Source organism: Actinomadura bangladeshensis, from assembly GCF_004348335.1.
Lineage (GTDB): Bacteria > Actinomycetota > Actinomycetes > Streptosporangiales > Streptosporangiaceae > Spirillospora > Spirillospora bangladeshensis.
In genome coordinates this window covers 1-4426 of sequence record NZ_SMJW01000411.1, presented here as the reverse complement: position 1 = coordinate 4426, position 4426 = coordinate 1, and the positions used below count along the sequence as shown (strand labels likewise).

General features: G+C 72.6%; 4 protein-coding genes and 1 pseudogene. 3 read left to right on the top strand and 2 right to left on the bottom strand.

Annotation, left to right across the window (positions count from 1 at the left end):
- Window positions 1-180 (bottom strand): annotated as a pseudogene (locus E1284_RS38830) (PucR family transcriptional regulator); the annotation flags it as partial.
- A gap of 125 nt (window positions 181-305) precedes the next feature.
- Here E1284_RS38830 and E1284_RS38825 point away from each other — a divergent pair.
- Window positions 306-1244, top strand: coding sequence for an alpha/beta hydrolase (locus E1284_RS38825; protein WP_131945129.1), 939 nt, complete (start codon window positions 306-308; stop codon window positions 1242-1244).
- 4 nt (window positions 1245-1248) lie between these two features.
- Here the strand turns inward: E1284_RS38825 and E1284_RS38820 are convergent, their stop codons facing one another.
- Window positions 1249-2151, bottom strand: coding sequence for a PDR/VanB family oxidoreductase (locus tag E1284_RS38820; protein WP_243715007.1), 903 nt, complete (start codon window positions 2149-2151; stop codon window positions 1249-1251).
- Window positions 2152-2485: 334 nt separating this feature from the next.
- Here E1284_RS38820 and E1284_RS38815 point away from each other — a divergent pair, with 334 nt between their 5' ends.
- Together E1284_RS38815 and E1284_RS43510 are read left to right on the top strand one after the other, a co-directional pair.
- Complete coding sequence (locus tag E1284_RS38815) at window positions 2486-4021, top strand: carboxylesterase/lipase family protein (RefSeq protein ID WP_131945127.1); 1536 nt, start codon at window positions 2486-2488, stop codon at window positions 4019-4021.
- Between the two features lie 173 nt (window positions 4022-4194).
- Window positions 4195-4426: MmcQ/YjbR family DNA-binding protein (locus tag E1284_RS43510; RefSeq protein ID WP_243715008.1), on the top strand; the 232-nt coding region annotated here is incomplete at its 3' end.

Genomic DNA, 4426 nt, shown 5'->3' with positions numbered 1-4426 from the left:
GGTCTGGCCGGTGGCGGGGTCGGTGAGGCCGGCGGGGCACTCGGCGAGCCGGGCGGTCTCCCGGACGAGGGTCTGCGGGCTGACCTTCGCCGCGATCAGTCCGTCGAAGAAGCTGATCACCCGGACGGCATTCTCCGCATCGGCGTCCAGCGCCGAAAGCCGCAGGAGCAGGCCCTTCATGACGGCAGCGTACGGCACCCGACGGTCGGCGGCCTTCGCGCCGGTTTTCTCCGGCGGATGGCGGCTGGGCAGGCGGGCCCGGACGCCGGACACTGGGGGCGCAGGCCGCGCGAGAGGAGCCCGTGGTGACCTATGCCTACGATCCGGAACTCGTCCCGTGGATCCCGATGATCCCGCATCTCACGATCGCCGATATCGAGAAGGTCCGCCGGGAGGAGGCGGAGATGTTCGGGAACAGGCCCGCGTACACGCCGCCGGTCCCGATCGAGACCCGCGACGTCACGGTTCCGGGCGAGCCCGGCGTCCCGGTCCGGATCTTCAGGCCGGCCGGGCACGACGGCGTCCTCCCCGGACTCGTGTTCATCCACGGCGGCGGGTTCGCCCTCGGCAGCGTCGACCTCTACCACGACGACGCGGCGAGCATCGCGGCCGAGGTCGGCGCCGTGGTGGTGTCGGTCGAGTACCGGCTGGCGCCCGAGCACCCCTTCCCCGCCGGGTTGGAGGACTGCTACGCCGCGCTGTGCTGGACCGCCGCGCACGCCGGCGACCTCGGCATCGACCCGGACCGGCTGGCGGTCGGCGGCGAGAGCGCCGGCGGCGGGCTGTCCGCGGCGGTCGCGCTGCTGGCCCGCGACCGCAGCGGCCCCGCCCTGTGCTTCCAGTTCCTCGGCATCCCGGAACTGGACGACCGGCTCGACACCCCGTCGATGCGCGCCTACACCGACACGCCGATCTGGCATCGTCCCAACGCCGAGCTGAGCTGGGACTACTACCTCGGCGAAGGCGTCCGCGGCACCGCCGGAGTGTCCCCGTACGCGGCACCCGCCCGCGCGGAGGACCTGTCCGGGCTGCCGCCCGCCTACGTCACCACCTGCGAGTTCGACCCGCTGCGCGACGAGGGACTGGCGTACGGGCAGCGGCTCGTCCAGGCGGGCGTCCCGGCCGAGATCCACCACTATCCGGGCACGTTCCACGGCTCCACCCTCGTGCCGGACGCGGCGGTGACGAAGCGCATGAACGCCGACCGGTTCGGCGCCCTCCGCCGCGCCCTCCACCCCGGCTGACCGCTCAGAGTTCGAGGACGAGGCGGGGCCCGCGGGCGCGCGACACGCAGATCATCATGAATCCGCCGTCCGCGCGCTCCGCCTCGGTCAGCACGGAGTCCCGGTGGTCGGGCTCGCCTTCGAGGACGGGGGTCTCGCACGTCCCGCACGTCCCCTCGCGGCAGGACGACAGGACGCTGACGCCCGCCTTCTCCACGGTCTCCAGGATGGAGTGGCCCGGTTCGATCCGCAGGGTGCGGCCGCTCAGCGACAGCTCGACCTCGAACCCCTCCTCCGGCCCGGTGACCGGCTTCGGGGAGAACCGCTCGGTGCGCAGCGCGGCGCACCGCTCCTCGGCCGCCGCGAGCATCGGCTCCGGACCGCAGCAGTAGACGAGCGCGTCCGGCGCGACGTCGGCCAGGATGCCGTCAAGGTCCAGCAGCCCGAACTCGTCCTGCGGCCGGATCTCGACCCGCCCGCCGTAGGGGGACAGTTCATCGACGAACGCCATGGCGGAGCGCCGCCGCCCGCCGTAGTGCAGCCGCCATTCGGCGCCGGCGGCCTCGGCCGCGGCCACCATCGGCAGGATCGGCGTGATGCCGATGCCGCCGGCGAGGAACACGTACCGGGGCGCGTCCTCCAGCGCGAAGTTGTTGCGCGGCCCGCGGACCGTGAGCCGGTCCCCCGGCCGGACCCGCTCGTGCACGGTCGTGGACCCCGGCCCCTCCTTGAGGACGCCGATCCGCCACGTCCGGGTGTCGCCCGGATCACCGCACAGCGAGTACTGCCGGACGAGGTCGTCACCGAGCAGCACGTCGATGTGCGCCCCGGGCCGCCAGGGCGGCAGGTCACCGCCGTCCGCCGCACGCAACGTCAGCCCGACGACATCGTCGGCGAGGACCGTCCTTGCATCGACGACGACCTCCACAAGCCCTCCATCCGGCGACATCCGGTCAACCACCAGGCACGACCCTTCTCGAACGGCCGCCCCGCAACGGCACTCCCAACCCCCCGCCGGGCGGACCTCGCACCGGCGCCCGGACGATCCCGCGCCCACCCGCGCGGCGGCCGCGCCCAGCCGGCGCACCCGCCCGCTGCGGCCCGGTCCGGCTCTCACCGGCAGCCGGCGCGATCGTCCCCACGACCTTCACCGGTGGCGCCACCGGCCGCCAGTGGCCCTTCCGTCGAGCGGAAGAACCGGCCCCCCTGACCCCCGCCACCAGAAAGGATCACAAGACCCTCCTCCCAGAGACAGGTGGTCCATGACCAGGGACGTGGCCGAGGCCGTCACCGCGTCCGGCGCCGTGGGCGGCGTGCGCGACGACGGAATCACCGTCTTCCGCGGCATCCCGTTCGCGCGCCCGCCGGTCGGCGCGCTGCGCTTCGCCGCGCCGGAGCCGCCCGAGCCCTGGGACGGCGTCCGCCCGGCGACCACGTTCGGCCCTCCCCCTCCGCAGTCGTCCAGGCTCGGTCTCGCCGTCCCCGAGACGACCGGTGACGACTGGTTGACCTGCAACGTCTGGACTCCGGATCCGGGCGGCACCGGCCTGCCCGTCATGGTGTGGATCTACGGCGGCGCCTACATCACCGGGCATGCGTCCGCGCCGGAGTACGACGGCACCGCCCTGTCCCGAGACGGCGTCGTCATCGTGACGTTCAACTACCGGGTGGCCATGGAGGGCTTCGGGCAGATCGAGGGCGCCCCCGCGAACCGCGGCCTGCTCGACCAGGTCGCGGCCCTCACCTGGGTGCACGACAACATCGCGGCGTTCGGCGGCGATCCCGGCAACGTCACCGTCTTCGGCGAGTCCGCGGGGGCGGGTTCGATCGCCGCGCTCCTCGCGATGCCGAGCGCCGAGGGCCTGTTCCACCGGGCGATCATGCAGAGCGTCCCGGGCACCTTCTTTTCCCGGCCGCTCGCGGACGACATCGGCGCCGTCATCGCCGCCGAGGCGCTCACCAGCCTGCGAGGCGATCGCACCGCACCCGCCGCGAACTCCCTGGAAGACGGCCGAGGCCAGAGCATCCCGCCCCGAGAGGACCTCGCCGAACTCACTCCGACCCATCTGATGCGGGTCGTCGACCAGGTGATCGCCACCATGGCGGACCATCCCCGATGGGGCCGGGTCGCCCACACCGTCACCCCGTTCTCCCCGGTCGTCGACGGCGATGTGCTGCCGCGAACACCTTGGGAAGCGGTCAAGGCCGGCGCCGCGCGCGACGTCCCCTTGGTCCTCGGCCACAACCGCGACGAGTACCGCCTGTTCACCGCGATGCAGGGCCGCCTCACCGACCATCAGGCCGCCACCGCCCTGCAGATCTTCGCCCCGGACCCCGCGGCCTACCCCGCCGCCTTCCCGGACGCCTCACCGGAGACCCTCTACGAACTCGTCCTCTCCGACTGGCTGTTCCGCATGCCGACCCTGCACCTCGCCGAAGCGCACGCCGCCGCCGGCGGACGCGTCCACCTGTACGAACTCGCATGGCAGGGCGGCCCCCTGGGCGCCTGCCACGCCCTGGACGTCCCGCTCGTCTGGGGCAACCTCACCGGCGGCATCGCCGACTTCCTGATCAGCGACACGACCGAGGCCGCAGCCCTCTCGGCGACCATCCGCACAGGCTGGACGACCTTCGCCAAAACCGCCGCCCCCGGCTGGCCCCCGTTCGACACCTCACAGCGCCTGACCCACGTCCTGGACACCACCCCCACCACCACGCCGTACCCGAACAGCCACTCCCGCGCCCTCTGGAGCACCCACACGTTCGCCCCGCTCCCCCTGACCCAAGACTCTCCATAGCCCCTGACCGGCAAGGGATGGACGCGGCCTACCGCTTCCCAAGGCCGCGCCCATCCCTCCCTCCGGCCGTGACTTCCACTTCCCGACGCCACCTGCCTTCTGTCCTAGGGCCTGCTTACGATTGGCGGGCTTGCTGGGTTTCGGGAGGGGTGGCGCAGGTGGCCGGCTTGGACGTGCTCGTGAGGATTCGGGAGATCTGCTTGTCGCTGCCGGAGGTGCTGGAGAAGCCGTTCGGGGGGCATACGGCGCCCTCCTTTCGGGTTCGGGACAAGTTGTTCGTCATGACGAGCGAGGACGGGCTCTCGATGACGTTCAAGGCCGGTCCCGGTGTGCAGGAGGCGCTTGTGGCGGAGGGTCCCGAGCGCTTCTTCATTCCGAAGTACGTGGGGAGCAGGGGGTGGTCTC

What these genes read in the sequence shown, in the direction of transcription:
- E1284_RS38815 (WP_131945127.1), top strand. Translation starts at nt 2,486, where the DNA reads ATGACCAGGGACGTGGCCGAGGCCGTCACCGCGTCCGGCGCCGTGGGC.